Origin of the sequence: Bacteroides intestinalis (genome assembly GCF_003464595.1) — a bacterium.
GTDB classification, from domain to species: Bacteria; Bacteroidota; Bacteroidia; order Bacteroidales; family Bacteroidaceae; genus Bacteroides; species Bacteroides intestinalis_A.
The window spans coordinates 151913-167995 of the sequence record NZ_QRZF01000002.1; the positions used below are offsets into that span (position 1 = coordinate 151913).

13 protein-coding genes are annotated in these 16083 nt (G+C 43.0%); 7 read left to right on the top strand and 6 right to left on the bottom strand.

Going from position 1 to position 16083, the window contains the following annotated elements:
* Positions 1-85 precede the first annotated feature (85 nt).
* Positions 86-1483 carry an MFS transporter gene (locus tag DWW10_RS02990; protein WP_022394349.1) on the bottom strand — a complete coding sequence of 466 codons (1398 nt, stop codon included), beginning with the start codon at positions 1481-1483 and terminating at the stop codon, positions 86-88.
* 169 nt (positions 1484-1652) lie between these two features.
* Between DWW10_RS02990 and DWW10_RS02995 the strand changes: the two genes are divergently transcribed.
* From DWW10_RS02995 to gcvT, 3 genes are all read left to right on the top strand, one after another.
* Positions 1653-3065 (top strand): amidophosphoribosyltransferase, encoded by a 1413-nt coding sequence (locus tag DWW10_RS02995; protein WP_022394348.1) that lies wholly within the window; start codon positions 1653-1655, stop codon positions 3063-3065.
* A 160-nt stretch (positions 3066-3225) separates the two neighbouring features.
* On the top strand, positions 3226-4449 hold the full coding sequence (gene pepT, locus DWW10_RS03000; protein WP_022394347.1) for a peptidase T: 1224 nt from the start codon (positions 3226-3228) through the stop codon (positions 4447-4449).
* A gap of 16 nt (positions 4450-4465) precedes the next feature.
* Entirely contained in the window at positions 4466-5551 is a 1086-nt protein-coding gene (gene gcvT / locus DWW10_RS03005) for a glycine cleavage system aminomethyltransferase GcvT (RefSeq protein WP_007212859.1), read from the top strand.
* 115 nt (positions 5552-5666) lie between these two features.
* Here gcvT and DWW10_RS03010 read toward each other — a convergent pair whose 3' ends face one another.
* Positions 5667-7187, bottom strand: a complete 1521-nt coding sequence (locus DWW10_RS03010) for a M48 family metallopeptidase (protein WP_022394346.1) — start codon at positions 7185-7187, stop codon at positions 5667-5669.
* A 178-nt stretch (positions 7188-7365) separates the two neighbouring features.
* Positions 7366-7620, bottom strand: a complete 255-nt coding sequence (locus tag DWW10_RS03015) for a type B 50S ribosomal protein L31 (protein ID WP_007212861.1) — start codon at positions 7618-7620, stop codon at positions 7366-7368.
* A 259-nt stretch (positions 7621-7879) separates the two neighbouring features.
* On the opposite strand from DWW10_RS03015, the gene DWW10_RS03020 reads away from it, so the two are divergent.
* Together DWW10_RS03020 and DWW10_RS03025 are read left to right on the top strand one after the other, a co-directional pair.
* Positions 7880-8887 carry an endonuclease/exonuclease/phosphatase family protein gene (locus DWW10_RS03020; RefSeq protein ID WP_022394345.1) on the top strand — a complete coding sequence of 336 codons (1008 nt, stop codon included), beginning with the start codon at positions 7880-7882 and terminating at the stop codon, positions 8885-8887.
* A gap of 281 nt (positions 8888-9168) precedes the next feature.
* Complete coding sequence (locus tag DWW10_RS03025) at positions 9169-10173, top strand: class II fructose-bisphosphate aldolase (RefSeq protein ID WP_022394344.1); 1005 nt, start codon at positions 9169-9171, stop codon at positions 10171-10173.
* Between the two features lie 958 nt (positions 10174-11131).
* Here DWW10_RS03025 and DWW10_RS03030 read toward each other — a convergent pair.
* A complete protein-coding gene (locus DWW10_RS03030; protein WP_022394343.1) occupies positions 11132-11701 on the bottom strand; it encodes a YdeI/OmpD-associated family protein in 570 nt (189 codons plus the stop codon).
* 402 nt (positions 11702-12103) lie between these two features.
* Here DWW10_RS03030 and DWW10_RS03035 point away from each other — a divergent pair, with 402 nt between their 5' ends.
* Both DWW10_RS03035 and DWW10_RS03040 read left to right on the top strand, forming a co-directional pair.
* A complete protein-coding gene (locus tag DWW10_RS03035; protein ID WP_022394342.1) occupies positions 12104-12637 on the top strand; it encodes a DUF5034 domain-containing protein in 534 nt (177 codons plus the stop codon).
* A gap of 11 nt (positions 12638-12648) precedes the next feature.
* Positions 12649-13371 (top strand): hypothetical protein, encoded by a 723-nt coding sequence (locus DWW10_RS03040; protein ID WP_022394341.1) that lies wholly within the window; start codon positions 12649-12651, stop codon positions 13369-13371.
* A 3-nt stretch (positions 13372-13374) separates the two neighbouring features.
* On the opposite strand, the gene DWW10_RS03045 is transcribed toward DWW10_RS03040, so the two are convergent.
* Together DWW10_RS03045 and DWW10_RS03050 are read right to left on the bottom strand one after the other, a co-directional pair.
* Positions 13375-14970, bottom strand: a complete 1596-nt coding sequence (locus DWW10_RS03045; protein ID WP_022394340.1) for an MFS transporter — start codon at positions 14968-14970, stop codon at positions 13375-13377.
* Positions 14971-14982: 12 nt separating this feature from the next.
* Positions 14983-16050, bottom strand: coding sequence for an HlyD family secretion protein (locus DWW10_RS03050; RefSeq protein ID WP_022394339.1), 1068 nt, complete (start codon positions 16048-16050; stop codon positions 14983-14985).
* Positions 16051-16083: the final 33 nt, after the last annotated feature.

Sequence of the window (16083 nt, forward strand, 5' to 3'; positions counted from 1 at the left end):
GATGGTTGTTTATTCCATATTATGTTTGGAAAAAGTAGTTTAAAATAAGATATAGAAAAGGTCGAAGCTCAGTTTCGGCCTTTTTTTATTCTTTCAACACCGACGCTTGTGACAACCTCAAACTACTCACCACCGCCGCAATCAGCGCAAATACACTCCCTGTTATCAAGCATACTTCCGTACTTTTGCTTCCTACCACCCAACTGAATAGGAGTGCTACAAGCGTAGTTCCGAGAGTCTGTCCCATAAGTCGTGCCATTCCCATCATTCCGCTGGCTCCTCCTGAACGTTTGGTCGGGGCAGATGCGATTATAGTACTATTATTCGGTGTCTGGAAAAGTCCGAAACCAATGCCGCAAAGGACTGATCGAAGGCAGATACTAAGAATGGAAGACTCTGCGTCCAGCATGGAGAGCGAGTAAAGCCCGATACAAAATATCCCCATACCGATACTTCCCAATATTCCCGGATGAATACGCTCCACCAGATAACCGGCAACCGGTGCGGCAAATAAAGTTGCAAGAGGCCAGGGAGTTAATAATAACCCGGTCATCACCTCGCTATGCCCCAACGTATTCTGTAGAAAGAAAGGCAATGAAATCATAGCCAGCATTTGTGCGGTGAATGAACAGATGGATGTCAGTATCGAGAGCCTGAAGATGGGAATCTTTAGCAAATCCAAAGGAAGTAGGGGAGATTCCTGACCTAATTGGCGACGTACATAGTAAGTACCTACAACAATTAATATCACTAATTGAAGAATCAGATAATCATAGCGTTCATGATGCGCAAAACCATCCAATGTATAAATCAATAATCCGAAAGTAATAGCATTAGCCACCGCACTGATAACGTCAAACTTACGTTTGGACAGCTCTTTTTGTTCAGGCAGATACTTGATCCCCAATATCAGGGCAATGATCCCCAATGGCAGGTTTATCGCAAATAACCAGTGCCAGGAAGCTATTGACAAAATACCACTGGCAACAGAAGGACCTGCCGCCGCCGATATGGCAATTACCATTGCATTAATCCCCATTCCACGTCCTATCTGTTTTTTCGGATAGATAAGACGAAGTTGGGCTGTATTTACACTGGTGATGGCTGATGCACTGAATCCCTGGAAAATACGAGCGGTTGTCAGAGTCCAGAAGGAATCGGATAAGGCACATATAAGTGATGTCACACAAAATAAAGCAATTCCGGAGAGAAATACCTTACGATATCCGAAGATTTCGCCCAATGCAGAAAAAGAAAGTAATGACACTACAATAGCCAATTGATAACCGTTGACAATCCAAGTAATCATAGAGTCCGAAGTTCCAAAATCATGTGCGAGGGTAGGGAGGATTACAGTACTGATGTTGATATCGAGCACTGACATGCAGAGAGCGAATCCAATGGCCACTACCGCCCATATTCGTTGCGGAAATGGCAGCCCGTCCGTTTCGTCTATTTCCTGTGATTTTCCATCCTGAACCATATCATTTCTTTTATCTGCGAATTAAACAAAACGTTCAAACTGCTGTTCGGAAACCTGCATAAAAATAAGTTTTTTTAGAAATTGTCTCGTAGGAAAGTAATGTGGAGAAGAAACTTCTTTGTACCTTTGTGCCCGTCAATACTAAAATCAATAATAAATAATAGGATTTATGGGAGGATTTTTCGGGACAGTCTCCAAAGCGAGCTGTGTGACGGATTTATTTTACGGTACAGATTATAATTCACATTTAGGAACAAAGCGCGGCGGGCTTGCCACGTATGATGCAGAAGAGGGCATGTTTGCCCGATCCATTCATAACCTGGAGAGCACTTATTTCCGAACCAAGTTTGAAGACGAACTGGATAAGTTTAAAGGAAATGTCGGAATAGGAATCATCAGCGACACAGACCCGCAACCCATCATCATTAACTCCCACCTCGGACGCTTCGCCATTGTAACAGTAGCCAAAATTGTGAATCTGGAAGAAATAGAAGCAGAGCTACTTTCCCAAAATATGCACTTCGCCGAACTGAGTTCAGGCAATACCAATCAAACCGAGCTTATCTCACTACTCATCATACAAGGAAAAACTTTTGTAGAAGGTATAGAAAATGTTTACCGCCGTGTCAAAGGCTCTTGTTCTATGCTGTTGTTATCAGAAGATGGCAGTATCATTGCGGCTCGTGACAAGTGGGGACGCACTCCGATTGTAATTGGCCGGAAAGAAGGGGCATACGCTGCAACCAGTGAGTCAAGCAGTTTCCCGAATCTGGATTATGAAATAGACCGCTATCTCGGTCCGGGAGAGATTGTTCGTATGACTGCCGATGGAGTGGAACAATTGCGGAAGCCGGAGGAAAAGATGCAGATTTGTTCTTTCCTGTGGGTATATTACGGTTTTCCCACTTCCTGCTATGAAGGTCGCAATGTAGAGGAAGTGCGTTTTACCAGTGGCTTGAAGATGGGGCAGAACGATGATTCTGAAGTAGATTGTGCTTGCGGTATTCCTGATTCCGGTGTGGGCATGGCTTTAGGATATGCCGAAGGAAAAGGAGTTCCTTATCACCGTGCCATTTCTAAATATACACCGACATGGCCGCGCAGTTTCACTCCCAGTAAGCAGGAGATGCGCTCATTGGTGGCAAAGATGAAACTGATACCGAACCGTGCCATGCTGGAAGGTAAGCGCTTATTGTTCTGTGACGACTCCATAGTACGGGGAACGCAACTACGGGATAATGTGAAGGTGCTGTATGAATATGGTGCCAAGGAAGTACATATCCGCATTGCTTGTCCGCCGTTGATTTATGCTTGTCCGTTTGTAGGTTTCACGGCATCCAAGAGTCCGTTGGAACTGATTACACGTCGCGTTATAGAAGAACTGGAGGGAGATGCAGACAAGAATCTGGAGAAATATGCCACTACCGGTTCTCCGGAATATGAGAAGATGGTCAGCATTATTGCCGAACGCTTTGGCCTTACAACTTTGAAGTTTAATACCCTGGAAACTCTCATCGAGTCCATCGGATTGCCGAAATGTAAGGTTTGTACACATTGTTTTGATGGAAGTAGTTGCTTTTAAGTAACTCTAAATACTAACATTTTGTAAAAAGGGGCGTGAATTGCTTGGCAGTTCACGCCCCTTTTTCTACCTTTACGGCAGAACTATTGACTACTGTTGATAGACAATTGGTAGTTCATATTCTTAATCGTAAATTGAAAATTATTAAATCGTAAATATTATGGCTTTAGTAGAACGTTTTTTGAAGTATGTAAGCTTCGACACCCAGTCCAGTGAAGAGACAGAGGTGACTCCAAGTACTCCGGGGCAAATGGTATTTGCCAAATATCTGAAAGAAGAATTAGAGTCTTTAGGTTTGGAAGACATAACGCTGGATGAGCATGGCTATTTGTTTGCCACACTTCCGGCAAATATCGATAAACCGGTACCTACTATTGGTTTTATCGCCCACATGGATACCAGTCCCGATATGAGTGGCAAAGATGTGTCTCCCCGTATTGTTCAAAACTATGACGGCTTGGACATTGTGCTTTGTGCAGAAGAGAATGTGGTTCTTTCTCCGTCTCAGTTCCCCGAACTGCTGGATCATAAAGGTGAAGACCTGATCGTTACCAATGGCAAAACATTGTTGGGCGCAGATGATAAAGCAGGTATTGCCGAAATTGTTTCTGCGATAGTGTACCTGAAAGAGCATCCTGAAATCAAGCATGGCAAGATTCGTATTGGTTTCAATCCGGATGAGGAAATAGGATTGGGCGCACATAAATTCGATGTAGAGAAGTTCGGTTGCGACTGGGCTTACACAATGGATGGCGGTGAAGTAGGAGAGTTGGAGTTTGAAAACTTCAATGCGGCGTCTGCCAAAATCACCTTCAAAGGTCGCAATGTACATCCGGGTTACGCCAAGAATAAGATGATTAATTCAATTCGTGTAGCCAACCGCTTCTGTGCGATGTTACCTGCTCATGAAACACCCGAACATACTGAAGGTTACGAAGGCTTCTACCATCTCATCAGTTTCAACGGCGATGTAGAGCAGACTACAGTGGCCTATATTATCCGTGATCATGATCGTGCACGTTTTGAGAGCCGCAAGAAGAAAATAGAACGCTTTGTCAGTGAAATCAATGCTGAATATGGTGAAGGTACGGCAACACTTGAACTCCGTGACCAATACTATAATATGCGTGAGAAGATTGAACCGGTAATGCATATCATTGATACGGCTTTTGCCGCAATGGAGGCTGTAGGTGTGAAACCGAATGTGAAACCTATCCGTGGTGGTACGGATGGCGCACAGCTTTCTTTCAAAGGTTTGCCTTGCCCCAATATCTTTGCAGGTGGTCTGAACTTCCATGGACGATATGAATTCGCTCCTATCCAGAATATGGAGAAAGCGATGAAGGTCATCGTGAAGATTGCCGAACTTGTTGCTATAAAATAATTTAATACCTTAAGACATGAAAACCACTCCGTTTACAGAAAAACATATCTCGCTGGGTGCTAAGATGCATGAGTTTGCGGGATATAATATGCCGATAGAATATTCCGGTATCATTGATGAACACCTCACCGTTTGTAATGCTGTGGGTGTATTCGACGTTTCCCACATGGGAGAATTCTGGGTGAAAGGCCCTAATGCGTTAGCTTTTCTTCAGAAAGTGACTTCCAATAATGTGGCTGCCCTGACTCCGGGCAAGGTGCAATATACCTGTTTTCCCAACGAAGAAGGCGGTATCGTAGATGACTTGCTGGTTTATCATTATGAACCGGAGAAATACCTGCTGGTAGTGAATGCTTCGAATATAGAAAAAGACTGGAACTGGTGCGTTTCGCACAATACCGAAGGTGCTGAATTGGAAAATGCTTCCGACCACATGGCTCAACTTGCCGTACAGGGACCGAAAGCCATTCTTGCTTTGCAGAAACTGACGAGTATAAACTTGTCGGAACTGCCGTATTACACCTTTACGCATGGTGAGTTTGCCGGTGAGAAAGATGTGATTATTTCCAATACCGGCTATACCGGTGCAGGAGGTTTTGAGCTTTACTTCTATCCCGAAGCTGCCATGAAGATTTGGAATGCCGTGTTTGAGGCAGGTGAAGAATTTGGCATTAAGCCGATTGGCTTGGGTGCACGCGATACGCTTCGTCTGGAAATGGGCTTCTGCCTGTATGGCAATGATCTGGATGATACGACATCACCTATTGAAGCCGGTTTGGGGTGGATTACCAAGTTTGCTGAAGGTAAGAACTTTATCAATCGTCCGATGCTTGAAAAGCAGAAAACGGAAGGTACTGTCCGTAAATTGGTCGGTTTTGAAATGGTGGACCGTGGAATTCCCCGTCATGGATATGAACTGTTCAATACAGAAGGCGAAGCTATCGGAGTAGTAACCTCAGGTACTATGTCGCCTACTCGCAAGATTGGTATCGGTATGGGCTATGTAAAACCGGAATATAGCAAGATAGGTACGGAGATTTGCATTGATATGCGTGGACGCAAACTGAAAGCGGTAGTGGTTCGTCCGCCATTCCGTAAATAAGAGGAGTCTTTTTCACCACAGATTACACGGATTTACACAGATTAAATTATCAATATAAATATCTGTGTAAATCCGTGTAATCTGTGGTGAAAAAGACTTTATAACATTCTTTCCTTTATAGTCTGTTGATCTTATCTAATAATTGATTGGCCCAGGCTATTTCTTTGCTTGTCCATTCTTCCTCTTCTCCTTGCACTCCTTGTTCCTGATACCGGGAAAGTAATCCCAGATATTCCTTCAATGTGCCGGCGGCTTTAGCCTGTTTATTCATGCGCATTAGCAATAGAATTTCCTGTTTATATATGTCAAGATTCGGACTGTCTCCTGCTAGTTTTTTGGCTTTCCAAAGCAGAGTGGCACATTCTTCGTTTACCTCTTCTGTGTTGTAAAGCGCCATCCGTGATTTTGCTAAGATAACGTAATCATGGTCGGTAGCCAGATTGTTATTGATATTCTTCTGTATTAACCTTTCGGCTTCTTCATACCGTTGGTCTGCCATATTCATGGCTGCGTTGAAAGTCACTACATCCGATGTCGCTTTGAGATAAGGATGACTGATTTGGTTTTCTGCCTCACCGGCTTTGTCTATTCGCTTTTTCAGGTTGTCGATGCTGCCGTAACGAAGCAGCTTATGACCGCGTTGCTGTATATTATAGTATCCGATGACTTTGGAAAGTGCAGACGCCAATCCATCGGGATTCATCCCCTTGAATTCCAATAACTCACGTGCAACCCGGTCGGCTGCGTATTCCTGGTTATTCTTGTAATTCATTCCCAGGCGATTCACTACATTTACATTCAGCAGGGCGGCAACGCTTCCGATGCTGGCAACAGCGCCTACGCCTAAAGCCGTATCGTCGTCATCCCAGTATGCCACTTCCAGAGCTACTTCGGCAGTGACGGCAAGAACAGTTCCCCAAAAAGCTGCCCGCTTGGCACGGCGTTCAGCACGGTAGATGTTATTAACCTGATGGTCCAGTACGAAATGAGACATCTCATTGGCAATAATGGCGGCAAGTTCATCCTCCGAATCAAGTGTGCAGAGCAGACCGGTACTAATCAGCATTGTGCCGTTGGGCAGCATGTAAGCATCCGGTTCGGGCGACTGGATGACGCGTACATTCAACCGTTCGCTGCGATTGGGATCTATGCCGGTGGCAGTCAGTTTCGCAAAGATATTCTGTACGTACGAAGTGATGAAATCATCCTCATAGCCGATCTCTTCCAGCTTGTACAGGTAATCCCGACATTCTTCGTCCACTTCCTTGCGCAACTTAGAGTTATATCCGCGTTCGCCGAAATACTCATATAGATGTTGTTTCAGATAAGTTTGCTGCCAAAACTCCTGATTGGTTTCGGGAGGTGAGAGTTTAATGGTTTTCAGAGCAGAAGCAGGTACTGCGAATTGTATACCATTGATTTCGGTTGCATAGAAAATGTCGGGACCTGCCTGGTCTGCCGATTTCATTTTCACTACCTTGCGGATCACTACGGGAGTGCCGGCAGGAAAATTCTCATACTGTTGTTGTAGTTCGCCTTTTATGGCAATCGGGCCGCTCAAGTCTTTCTGTCTGGCAGCAAATCCTGCCGTGGAGAGGAGGACGGCGAGGATAACGAAAGTGATAAGACGTTTCATATGGATTCGTTTATGGTTTGTACAATTGACTTGCAATCAAAATTGCTGATACAAAAATAGGAAAGAGTTTTCTCTCTTTCCCGTTCTTTTCCCTACAAAGTGATAGGGAATTTCCTATAATAAAAAAGGGAAGACTTCGTGAAAGTCTTCCCTTTTTTAACTTCAAAAGAAGTCAATTTTATTTCTTCTTACGGTCACCGTAGCGGCTCATGAACTTATCAACGCGACCAGCTGTATCCACCAATGTAGATTTACCAGTATAGAACGGGTGAGAAGTGTTAGAGATTTCCATCTTTACCAACGGATAAGTTTCACCTTCAAACTCGATGGTTTCTTTCGTATTTACGGTTGAACGAGACAAGAACATGTCACCATTAGACATATCTTTGAATACTACCGGACGGTAATTTTCAGGATGAATACCTTTTTTCATTTCAATATTTGTTTTTTTAATTATTATATTCGGTTACTATTTTGGTAATAAATAGTGTAATGGTCTTATTTTTCAGAGCGCAAAGATAGTGCAAGTCGCAGATAATACAAAATAAATTCAGATTTATTTTTGCTTAAGGTGCAGTCTACCTTTGTTTAAAGGCAGTGTATTTCTCCGATTTAGAAAAAAGTTCCCTCAAAAAATAGGTTTATCGCTTTTTATTTCAGATTTTTGCATAGTATTTTAATTTATATTCAGCATGAAGAAGCTACTTTTCTTAATTTCCCTATGGCTCTGCGTCACTACGGCAGGTGCCCAGCAGAACGAGCGGGATCTGTATAGTGTTGCGTTTTATAATCTTGAGAACCTGTTTGATACGATTCATGATGCAGGTAAGAACGACCTTGAATTTTTGCCTTCCGGCAGTTATGCATGGACGGCTGAGAAGTATGAGGCTAAGTTGAAGAACCTTGCCAAAGTTCTGAATGAAGTATCGCGCGACCGCGTACCTGAAGGACCCGCCGTTATCGGTGTAGCCGAAGCTGAAAACAATCGGGTACTGACAGATTTGGTAAGCCAGCCGGCTATATCCAACTATAAATTCGTGCATTACGAAGGTCCGGATAAACGAGGCATTGATTGCGCCTTACTTTATGATCCGGAACAATTCACCGTTACCAATTCCAAACTGGTGCTTTCCACTCCTTTTGAAGGGGACACTGTGCATCTGACGCGTGGTTTCCTTATTGTAGACGGGCAGATGGCGGGCGAACGCGTTTGTTTCATCGTCAATCACTGGCCTTCCCGTGGAGCTAAGTCTCCGGTACGTGTACATGCAGCCAAGCAGGTGCGGGCATTGACAGACTCCCTGATGCGTACGGACAAGAAACTGAAACTGATAGTCATGGGTGATATGAACGACGATCCCATGGACGAAAGCATGGCTACACTGGGCGCACGCAAGTATACGAAGCAAGTGAAGAAGGGTGAATTCTATAATCCCTGGTGGGAAACCCTTGAAGATAAAGGTGTGGGAACATTGCTCTATCGTGGCAAGTGGAACTTGTTCGACCAGATTGTAGTCTCCCGTCCTTTGCTGAAAGCCAAGAAAGGTTTGAAGTACGATCATAATGAAGTCTTTATCCGTGAGTATCTTTTTCAGCAGGATGGCAAGTACAAAGGTTCTCCCTTGCGTACGCATGGCGGACGTGTTTGGTTGAATGGCTACAGCGACCATTTGCCCACTATCATTTATTTGAAAAAGTAATATATAATAATGTGTAAACGAAGACCGGGAAGCTAAACTTGCTTTCCGGTTTTTTTGTTATATATATAAAGGTATGCAGAAGAGGCTGATAAAGGCTACAGATGAAAAGAGTTTGTAACATAGAGATTACAATATTCTGTTAAAATCATCCAATAGCTTTAAAATAGAATTGTTTCAATGGGGATAATACGATAATTTATTCCCAACCTGTTCTTCCATTTGAAGGATAATGCTTACTTTTGCGTAGAATTTTTATTCACTAACAATAAACTTTAAACAAAATGATTAATTACAAAGATTTAGGGCTCGTAAACACAAGAGAAATGTTTGCGAAAGCTATTAAAGGTGGATATGCTATCCCGGCTTTCAACTTTAATAATATGGAACAGTTGCAGGCTATTGTAAAGGCTGCTGTTGAAACCAAATCTCCGGTAATCCTCCAAGTATCTAAAGGTGCCCGTCAATATGCTAACCAGACATTGTTGCGTTACATGGCAGAAGGTGCTGTAGAATATGCAAAGGAACTGGGTTGCAAACACCCTGAAATCGTTCTTCACCTCGACCACGGAGATACATTCGAAACTTGCAAGTCTTGTATCGATATGGGCTTCTCTTCAGTTATGATCGACGGTTCTCATCTGCCTTACGAAGAAAACGTTGCTTTGACGAAGAAGGTAGTTGACTACGCTCATCAATTTGATGTAACTGTAGAAGGCGAACTTGGTGTATTGGCTGGTGTAGAAGACGAAGTTTCTGCTGAACATCATACTTATACTGACCCTGAAGAAGTAATCGACTTTGCTACTCGCACAGGTTGTGACTCTTTGGCTATTTCTATCGGTACTTCTCACGGTGCATACAAGTTCAAACCCGAACAATGCCTCGTAGATCCGAAGACTGGTCGTTTGGTACCTCCTCCTTTGGCATTCGAAGTATTGGACGCTGTAATGGAGAAACTTCCGGGATTCCCCATCGTACTGCACGGATCTTCTTCAGTTCCTCAGGAAGAAGTTGAAACTATCAACAAGTTTGGTGGCAAGCTGGAAGCTGCTATCGGTATTCCTGAAGAAGAACTGCGTAAGGCTGCTAAGTCTGCAGTTTGCAAGATCAACATCGACTCAGACTCTCGTCTGGCTATGACTGCTGCTATCCGTAAGGTGTTCGCAGAAAAACCGGCTGAGTTTGACCCGCGTAAGTATCTTGGCCCGGCTCGTGACAACATGGAAAAGATGTACATGCATAAGATCATCAACGTGCTTGGTTCAGACGGTAAATTGGCTGAATAATCCACGGGATTTTAGACTGAATAGAAGGCTGCTCTTGAAAAAGGGCAGCCTTTTTTCGTGGTCAGTAGTCAAGCCGGTTTTTCATTTCCTCAGAACAATTTTATAGAATGCTATGAGGTTGAAGTATGGCTTTAAGTCCGTTCATGCGAAAAATTCTCTATTCGCGATGTGATTTCTTCTTTTTCACCTTCAAGCAATCGATATGGCATTATTTGAAGCCCGGTATCCTTAGCCATAAGGTAATGTCAACATTTCAGTTTAATAGTGATAAACTGGAAATTTTGAAGATATTTGCTCCGAGTATCTTTGCTCGGAGAATAATGACGAGATAATCAATGCACTTGATTTACATTTATAGTGAAGAGATGGATAGAGGTTTTTAGATATAAATCGATAAGTAATAATTCTAGTCAATTGTAAGCACTCCATTAATAACTGTAATCAGCGTTTTTAAAGAATAATAGCTACGTTTTTTAAGAATGTTCTCTGCGTTTATTAACAGCGCAAAAACAGGTAGTTAGATCTGAATTGAATATATATCAACAAAAAAGGCAGTAATCCTTGCGAGGAAATACTGCCTTTTTATCTTTTATACTCGTTATTATTTGGAGTATAAGTTTTCTGAATTCGCTATAATCAGTTCAGATGGTTTGGGAATAAGCTATCAGTGATTATATGTTTGATATCCGGTTTTTCTGAAATTATTGTCATATTTGTTCGCTTAATAATACTTTGCTGTAAGGATATTGTGGTATTCTTCAGAATAAAACGTGCCGGAAAATGCATTCCGGTAAGTTCCGAGAAAAGAAAAGGTAAGTTTTTCCATTAGCTAAAGTTTTAGGTTTATGTTAGAGTTCTATTCTTAAACTTCTACAAAGATACTACATCAGAAAGGTGAAGTCAAGTGTTTCAACCCTCATTTTAAATCGTTTTTCTATTTATGATGCTAATCTTTTGATTAATAGTATTTTTCAATTCCGCCAAATCCTGCTATTGTTTTATTGTCTTTCGTTTTGCTAATGAAGTTGTTTAACCGCTTCTCAAATTCTTCAGGACGTTTTCTTGCGGCTTCGATGTACGCTATTCGGATCCGCTTATATGCTTCGGAAAATGGTTGATAGTTTTTCCATACCGTTTCATCTTCTTTCAATTTATCAATTATATCATTGGGAAAAATGAAAGGTTCAGATAAAATGCTTCGCGTTTTATCTTCAAATTTTGGGTGTATCATTTTATTTTCCAATAGCCACTTAAGTCTTTCTTTGTTGGCTTGTGAGTAAGTACTTTTAGGATTTCTGGGTGTGAAACGCTGAATTTTATGATCTTTGTCAAGTGGTTTTGTTGTGCTGTCAATCCAATCGAAGCAAAGGGCTTCTTCAACAGCATCATTGTATAAAATACCTTTTTTACCTGGTGACTTATAGGGAAATACAAACCATATTTCACAGGAGGTTTCAAAGTTGTCCATTAACCACTTTCTCCAATCTTCTCGATTTTCAAAATACTTTATTTTATTTTCTGTAGTCATAACAGGTATTCAAATTGATCATTTTATAGCTTTACTTTCTTGATAATGAAGCATCTTGTTAATTTCCGTTTAGCCTCAGCAATTTCTGTATGTAGTGCAATTACTATTCTCCACGATAGTAATATGCAGGCTTCGATAGTTTAACGGTTTATTACAGCTGCCAAAAATACTAAATCTTTGAGAAAGTCCTCCAATTATCTCTTAAAACCTTTACCCTGATTCGATTGAACTTAGCCAAAGGCTTGATATGAATCTTAATTTATGCTTATGAGGCCACTAATTCATATTTAAAGTTACCGGAGCAGATGATATCATATATTTGTTGAGTTGTCTTATGCAGTATTTTACAATTTCTTGCATTTCTTAAAAGGTGAGACTGCTTACACACTAAAAAACTAAAATATGAAAAACAAGCTATCCGTTTTACTGGCACTACTTTTTTTGCTTTGTACGGCAATGTGCTGCGAGGAATTTGAGGAATACATTCCCTGTCAGGTGACCTTAACCGGAATAGGTAAGGTGGAACACTTGGATAATGCCGGAAGCGTGCCTGTTGCTCCGGTGGGTGGAGTGGTATCTCGCCAGGCATATATGTTGCGGATACCCTTGGACTTTGAATATGAGAAAGAGATTGTAGAGGGAACATATTATGAATACATCCTGACTGATACCATCGCCAATATACAGATTATCTCACTTACCGCTTATGATGAATCCCATCCTGCCGGTACGGATGTGAACGAACTTTTCATGGACTATCCTTTGCGTCAGGAGGATCAATTGACAGATTATAAATACGGTTATATGTATGGGACTGTTTTTTATAAGATACCCCGTACACTTCCTCAAGCCGGAGTGCATCGGTTTAAAATCGTAGTGACGACCCGCAAAGGGGAAGAGTTTACCAAAGAAACGGATGAGATCACCATGCAATAAATGAAGAGGCAATGAGGAAGCTATTTATCACTTTGCTGGCAGTGGGACTGCTGAGCATTATGGGCGGACAGGCACAAAATAGAAATTCACGTCATCAGCTTGACTTAACCACCGGAGTATCCTTTCATTTTCAGAGTGGGGAATCCTGGATTTCTTCTTCTCCTGTTCCCGTCATGAGCTTTGCTTATACTTTCTATGTACTTCCACACTGGGGAATCTTCTCTTCCATGAGTTCAGCCCCTCTCATCAGAGAAGGAAATGGGAATAAGTTGAGAAAACCTTATGAAAATGACCATTTCGTAAAAGATGCGTATGACTTTGATGATGGGATCGGTTTATCTATGGCTTTCGGCATTGCCTACCGGCTGAATAAACCGGTATGGGATTTACAGTTGCGCTTGGGATATTACATGGTTGATGCAGAGGAACATTCTTCTCATTTTTATGTGAAAGAAAAGAATTCCAATGTAGTACGTTGGATTAATTATGATCAGTCATTCTCCATAGAACCCGGTGGTTTAATGAGTGCTATTCAGACTTCGGCTATGTTGTCGAGGCGTATCTGGCGCAAACTCCATTTTTCGGTGGAGGCAAAATATATCTTCCTCCCTGAACGGGCTACGCAGACTTTTGAAAAGAGAAACCTGCTGACAGGAGAGATTGAGGATAGCTACTCGAAACGTGTACGTGTGCACTATCTGGAGATGGCATGCGGAATTAGCTGGCATTTATAATCTTTATACCATATCGTCTCCCGTCTTCACCACAGCCACTTTCAGAGTCTTATGGAAAGGGATGAAAGCGGAAACCACTGCGATAACCAATGCGGCAATCAGCAGATAGCCGATTACAGTCTTGATGCCCAGTAGCAGACTCTGTTGCTGAAGCGTGGAATAAAAGTTATTGGCGGCTAACTGGCTGGCTTCATCGTATCCGTGTCCCTGTGCCAAGGCACTGTTCATGGCTTGCGCATAGCGGGAGGAAGCCAGTGGATTGGTGAGTGTCATGTGCTCCGAAAGGGTGTTCATCCCCTTAATTTGTAAGTAATAGAGCAGGTTACTGAAAAAAGAAGCGGATATTGCCGGAGCCAGTACAGAGCGGAGGGATATCAGAAAGAAAGCGTTAGACAGCATGAGCTTAGGATCCAAATCTTCTACTACATATACACCGAAGGCTATGAAAAGAGTCATCATCCCCAGTCCGCGGAGGAAAACCGGAAAGTAAAGCATCTCGTAAGTGGAGTAGGGCGTGATGCCGAAGTAGAGGATGACCAGATAGATGACGTAGCAGAACATTCCTCCGGAAATGAGATAGCGGAAACGCCATCGCTGCCATCTGAACCACCAGAAACAGATGATGGCTCCCACAATGAATCCCGGTATAAGCATCAGGCTGAGCGAATTGGCATGTACGCTGTCTACGCGGATAATGCTGTTCAGATAATTGGTAATCAGGGAACTGCTGGCACTGAAAAACATGACCAATACCATGAAAGTGTATCCGATGATGGATTTATGGTGATGGAGTGGTTTCAGGCTGACGTACGGCTTCTCCTGGGTCCGTTGCCGATGGACGAAAAGGTAAATCAGTATGGGGATGGCAATCGTATAAATCCGTATTTTGGGAGAGGAGAACCAATCTAATGTCTTTCCGTAGGTAAATATGTAAATACTGAAAAGCAATGCAGCAGCTATGATAAACATGCTTCTTCCGTCGATTTCTTTGTAAGGGATGCGCATGGGGCGCTTGGCATACCGGAAAAACAACAGGATAAAGATAATGGCAATCAGCATCAGCAGGATTGTAAAGTAATACATGTACTGCCACTGATAGTAATAGGCCAATTGTGCCGTCAGCGCCATGGATATTTGTCCGCCGGAAAATACGATGGGGTAGAAGTAGGCGTAGAACTCGCTACGCACATTCTTCGGACTGAAAAACGGGCGTACCTGAATAATAAACTCCAACATAATGAAAGCTTTCAGGAAGCCGATGAAGAAGCTGCATATAATGGTGATGTCCATATTGCCAACCTGGGCGCAGATGTAGCTGAGAAAGATTTGCAGGATCAGGTCGGTAAGCAGCATCGTTTTTGGAGTGGCGATCGCACGAATCTTAGGAATGATGGGATAAGCTACCGCCATACCTGCCGCTGCCGCATAATACCCCATTGTGATGTCTTCGCTGAGTATCCCGAGGGTACTGCTGACTTCCAGCATGCTTCCCGTATAGGTTCCGTTGAGCATAATGATAGGGAACATCACCACGAACATAGTGACGATACCCAGCCATTGCGGTACCCAGGGACGGAGTGGAAGGTTTAGTTTTACCATCAGTGGACTTCCTTATTTTCTCAGTGCTTCGGTTTCTACCATCATGCCTGCGCGGAGGCTTTTCATCTCTTCGGGAGTGGCGTCGTCCAGCTCGATGCGAACGGGAATGCGTTGCTGCACTTTGACGAAGTTGCCAGCGGAGTTATCAGTCGGAACCAGGGCGTACTTGGAACCGGTTGCTTCGGATATGGCGGTAACAGTGCCGTGAAAGATATGCTCGCGGAAAGCATCGACCTTGATGCGTACTTTCTGCCCGATGTAGATGTGGGAAATCTGCGTTTCTTTGTAGTTGGCGGTAATCCATTTGTCGTTGCCCCGTACAAGATAGGAGATGGTTTGCCCGGCTTGTACGAATTGTCCCGGTTCGAGGGTGCGGCGCCCCATATATCCGTCGTAAGGAGCGGTGACTATCGTATAAGAGAGATTCAATTTTGCCATATCCAGATCCGCTTCTTTGCGAAGGATATTCGCTTCGATGCCGGTAGATTTTTTACTTGTTTCGGAGTATTGGGATTTTGCCGCTTCCTTTTGTTGCAGCAGGGCCTGATAGCGTGCTTGGGTTGCTTCGTAGGCGGTTTTTACCTGTTCATATTGTTGCTGGCTGACGGATTCTTCGGCAAGCAGGTTGGCATAGCGGCGATAATCCTGTTCCTGCTGCCAGAGCTTGGCCTTGGTTTCTGCAATGTTGGCTTCCTGAATGGCTACATTTACTTGCGAGGTCTGAATGCCGGAACTTAATACGTCTTTTGCACCTTTTGCATCCATCAGGGCAGCTTCTGCATCCTTTACTTTGATGAGGTATTCCCGGTTGTCAAGAATGAGAAGGGTGTCTCCGGCATGCACGGGCTGGTGCTCCGTGAAGCGGACTTCCTTGATATAACCCGAAGCGCGGATATTGAGCGGAGCTATATACTGGTCTACTACGGCATCATTGGTGATTTCGTAATGGACGTATTTCCAGAAGTAATTGATTGTCCATGAAATTCCCGCCAATGCAAGGAGGATACATACCGTATTGAGGGTGATATTCCTTATTCTTAATCTCTTCAGTTGCTTATGTTTCTTTTGTAATTCGGACATAGATTACAATTGTAAATTAAAAATTAATAATTA

Bases quoted from the DNA above. Each gene is read 5' to 3' on its own strand.
- DWW10_RS02990 (WP_022394349.1), bottom strand. From the start codon at position 1,483: ATGGTTCAGGATGGAAAATCACAGGAAATAGACGAAACGGACGGGCTG.
- DWW10_RS02995 (WP_022394348.1), top strand. From the start codon at position 1,653: ATGGGAGGATTTTTCGGGACAGTCTCCAAAGCGAGCTGTGTGACGGAT.
- pepT (WP_022394347.1), top strand. From the start codon at position 3,226: ATGGCTTTAGTAGAACGTTTTTTGAAGTATGTAAGCTTCGACACCCAG.
- gcvT (WP_007212859.1), top strand. From the start codon at position 4,466: ATGAAAACCACTCCGTTTACAGAAAAACATATCTCGCTGGGTGCTAAG.
- DWW10_RS03010 (WP_022394346.1), bottom strand. From the start codon at position 7,187: ATGAAACGTCTTATCACTTTCGTTATCCTCGCCGTCCTCCTCTCCACG.
- DWW10_RS03015 (WP_007212861.1), bottom strand. From the start codon at position 7,620: ATGAAAAAAGGTATTCATCCTGAAAATTACCGTCCGGTAGTATTCAAA.
- DWW10_RS03020 (WP_022394345.1), top strand. From the start codon at position 7,880: ATGAAGAAGCTACTTTTCTTAATTTCCCTATGGCTCTGCGTCACTACG.
- DWW10_RS03025 (WP_022394344.1), top strand. From the start codon at position 9,169: ATGATTAATTACAAAGATTTAGGGCTCGTAAACACAAGAGAAATGTTT.
- DWW10_RS03030 (WP_022394343.1), bottom strand. From the start codon at position 11,701: ATGACTACAGAAAATAAAATAAAGTATTTTGAAAATCGAGAAGATTGG.
- DWW10_RS03035 (WP_022394342.1), top strand. From the start codon at position 12,104: ATGAAAAACAAGCTATCCGTTTTACTGGCACTACTTTTTTTGCTTTGT.
- DWW10_RS03040 (WP_022394341.1), top strand. From the start codon at position 12,649: ATGAGGAAGCTATTTATCACTTTGCTGGCAGTGGGACTGCTGAGCATT.
- DWW10_RS03045 (WP_022394340.1), bottom strand. From the start codon at position 14,970: ATGGTAAAACTAAACCTTCCACTCCGTCCCTGGGTACCGCAATGGCTG.
- DWW10_RS03050 (WP_022394339.1), bottom strand. From the start codon at position 16,050: ATGTCCGAATTACAAAAGAAACATAAGCAACTGAAGAGATTAAGAATA.